The sequence below is a fragment of the Nitratireductor sp. GCM10026969 genome (assembly GCF_042660605.1).
GTDB lineage: Bacteria > Pseudomonadota > Alphaproteobacteria > Rhizobiales > Rhizobiaceae > Chelativorans.
In genome coordinates, this window is the sequence record NZ_JBHSUM010000252.1 from 1 (window position 1) to 3,464 (window position 3,464).

Here is a 3,464-nt window from a genome sequence, read left to right on the forward strand (position 1 = left end):
GGCCGACAGGCTGCCCGCACCCGGCGCGCCGTCGAAGCGCGGCCCCTCGTCCTCGGGCGTCACGTCCAGCATCGTCAGATTGCCGCTGTTCGTGACGGTCACCGTATAGAGGATCGTCTCGCCCGCATCGGCGAAGCCGCTGTCGTTCTCGTCGCGCAACTCGCCCGCCTTGGCCGCCTCGAGCACCGCGTTCTGCGCCAACGCGAGCGCCGCCGCGTCATCCGGGACGCCGTCGCCGTTGAGGTCGACATCCGCCCCCTCCTCTGGGTCGTCCGACAGATCCTCGACCAGGCTGTTGTCCGGTGCGATGCCGCGCACGCGCGCCTGCGCCAGCACCAGCCCCTTGTCGATGTCCTCCTGGCTGATCGTGTGCCGGGCGGTGAACGTCCCGGTATCCGTCGCCCCGACGGCCAGGCTGCCGAGCGGCCCGCCCTTGATGTCGAGCTGCGGCAGGCTCGCCGGCCCGTCGGGGGCCTGCGCCAGAAGCCCTTCCACATCCACGTCCGAAAGCGTCACATTGCCTGCATTGACCACCTTGATGCGGTAGGCGATCTCCTCGCCCGCGTCGGGATAGCCGTTGTCGTTGGCATCGACCAGTTCGCCCACCAGTTCCAGCCGCACGTCCGGCTGGCCTTCGAGCGGCGTCACCGTCGGATCGCCGGGCGTGCCCTCTTCCGTTCGTGACTCGCGCACGAGATCCGTGCCGCCGGGGCCCTTGCCGCTCAGCGTCGCCAGGTTCTCCACCCCGCCCGCGTCGATGTCGGCCTGGGTGAGGGTGCGGGTGCCGGTGAAGGTCGTGCTGTCGGTCGCCCCCGGCGCCAGGCTGGCCAGCGGCCCGCCCGTCACCTCGGCCGCCGCGTCCTCGATCGTCAGATCGCTGAGCGTCACATTGCCGGTGTTGGTCACGGTGAAGGTGTAGGCGATCGTCTCGCCGGCATCGGGCACACCGTTGCCATCGTCGTTCTGCAGCGCGGCTTCCTTGACGAAATCGGCCTCCGGCACGCCGTCGGTCGCCTGCGACCAGGAAGCCTCGGCCTCCAGGTCGGTCCCGTGCGCCGAGCGCCCGGAAGCCGTCGCCGCATTGTCCACCTCGCCGGCGTCGATGTCGGCCTGGGTGAGCGCATAGGTCGCCGTCATCGTCTCCACCGCGCCGGGCGCAAGGTCCGCCGGTCCGCCGGAGAAGCCGAGCTTGACATCGCTGACGGTGGCGTTCTGCACCGTCACGTTGCCGGTGTTCTCCAGCGTGAAGGTGTAGGTGACCACGTCGCCAACATCGGTGCGGCCATCACCGCCCTGGTCCAGCGTGCCGGTCTTCGTCAGCGCCAGCGCCTCCGGCTCCTCGTCCACCTCGTAGACCGTCGGGGTCCCCGGCAGTTCGCCCACCGCGTGCGACTGCCCCGGGACCTCCTCGCCGTCGGGGTCCGTGCCCTTGCCCGTGGCGACGTTCTCGATCCTGCCGGCATCGATCTCCGCCTGGGTCAGCGTCTTCGTCGCCGTGAAGCTCGTCGTGTCCTTCGCCCCCGGCGCCAGGCTGGCGATCGGCCCGCCCGTGACGGTGACCAGCGGGTCCTCGATCGTCACATTGGTGAGCGTCACATTGCCCGTGTTCTCGACCGTGAACCGGTAGCCAACCGTCTCGCCGGCATCGGCATAGCCACTGCCGTCGTCGTTGAGCTCGGCTTCCTTCGTAACATCGAGTTCGGGATTGCGCTGCGTGACGAACACCGTCGGGTCATCGGGCTCACCGTCCGCGTCGGGGTCACTGTCCGTCGTATCGGTAGGGTCATCCGAAAGGTCGCTCACTGTATCTCCGTCGGGCGCCGTTCCTGTGGCCGTCGCCTGGTTCGTCACCCCGCCAGCGTCGATGTCCGCCTGCGTCAACGTGTAGGTCGCCGAAAAGGTCGTGCTGTCACGTGCGCCCGGCGCCAGGCTTGCGATGGTGCCCGGCACTGTCAGCAGCGGATCGCTGATGGTGATATTCGTCAGCGTCACCCCGCCCGTGTTCTCCACCGTAAATGCATAGTCGATCGTCTCACCGGCATCGCCTATACGGTTTTGGTTGGTGTCGTTCAGAACCGCCGTCTTCAGAACCGATAGATGCGCCTCCAGGATCGTATAGGTCAACGTCTCGTGGGGATCGCCGCCGCAAGAACGAACACTGGAGATCTTGTATGCTGGATCCTGCACGATCTCGATCGCAAACCTTTCATCAGCTTCATTTAAAGAGTCGCGATCGTTGATGGTGATGGGGATAGGAAAGGCCTCCCCCGCATAGCCGTTTATATCAGGAGGAATCTCTACCGTGATCTCCTCTCCTGCAGCGGTGTAATCATCCCCCCTCGTCGCTTCGATATCCGTCACTCTGAGCCTGACCTGGAGCGGCTGCGTGACAAGGCCGCTGACGCGAAGGAGCAAGTCAGGGTGGGTCTCGCCTTCCATGCTGGACAATGCCGGCGCCTCAAATTCGACAACTGGCAGAAGACCTTCGAGCTGGATTTCATCCAGAACATTGCCAAAATGTCTGACACCGCTGGTATCGAGCGCCTCGAAACCGAACTGGTAGTTCCCGGCCGCCGCCTGCCATATGAAGTTACCGGAATAGTCTGACCAGACGCCCGCCTGCTGCGGAGGCTCACACTGGTGTGTCGGGAGTTCGCTGTGGCACACTTGACCGGTGCTCGCACCAGTATGGTCCGTTCTCACTTCGACCAGGTCGACGAAGTCGGCACCATCATCGGCTTTGATCTCGAAAACCATCGTGTCGCCATTGGGCCGCACGGGCATGAACTCCCGGGCGCGATGGCTAAAGCGATAGTGAACGTGATCTTCAGGCAGCATGCAAACTGTCTGATATATACGCGACTCGGCAAACGCGTTCAGTTCGGCCATCTGGTCACCGCTGCGTGCGGGGATTCCATTTACTCGACCGCTCTTCCAGATATCGATCAACGGGTAGAGCCCGGAGTCCTGTGAGCCGTCGGCCCTACACCACGGCTGCATTGGCACGTGCGTCGTCTCCCATCCGGGGACGTCCTCCGCAGGTATAACCGCCGAGGCCGAGGTGGGGCCGCAAACGGCGGGCAGAACCGGTTGCTCGAATCCCAGATTGATGAAGCTGCGCTGCACCTGTGCATGTGCGGCAGGTGCCGCGGCGGTGACCGCGACAGCGATCGCAGCGCACCTCAGCGTCCACTGAACCGACCGGCCCACGCGCGCCGACGGCATGTGCCGCTGAAGATCGAGAACGTTCCGACCTACGCGCTTTGCGGAACGGTCTTGGCCGGCGGATAGTATGGGCATGGAATTCTCGCTGGTTCGTGGTGTGACAAGCCGTTGACCGGCGTCCGCCGTGGAAGGGAATGAAACGGAGAGCATCGGCGCTGTAGGCTTCATTTTTCGGTCTCGATTCTGGTTTCGATTTCGAGGCGGTATCGTGCGGGGGTTGTTCGCCACAGTTCGGTGAG

3 protein-coding genes are annotated in these 3,464 nt (G+C 64.8%); 2 read left to right on the forward strand and 1 reads right to left on the reverse strand.

Annotated elements, in window-relative coordinates; all coding sequences use genetic code 11:
* Nucleotides 1-2,187, reverse strand: a 2,187-nt coding sequence (locus ACFP9U_RS24400) for a DUF7507 domain-containing protein (RefSeq protein ID WP_378625395.1), incomplete at its 3' end; no start/stop codon positions are given.
* Between the two features lie 234 nt (nt 2,188-2,421).
* Between ACFP9U_RS24400 and ACFP9U_RS24405 the strand changes: the two genes are divergently transcribed.
* Together ACFP9U_RS24405 and ACFP9U_RS24410 are read left to right on the forward strand one after the other, a co-directional pair.
* On the forward strand, nt 2,422-2,607 hold the full coding sequence (locus tag ACFP9U_RS24405; RefSeq protein WP_378625397.1) for a hypothetical protein: 186 nt from the start codon (nt 2,422-2,424) through the stop codon (nt 2,605-2,607).
* A 51-nt stretch (nt 2,608-2,658) separates the two neighbouring features.
* On the forward strand, nt 2,659-2,973 hold the full coding sequence (locus ACFP9U_RS24410; protein WP_378625400.1) for a hypothetical protein: 315 nt from the start codon (nt 2,659-2,661) through the stop codon (nt 2,971-2,973).
* Nucleotides 2,974-3,464 lie beyond the last annotated feature (491 nt).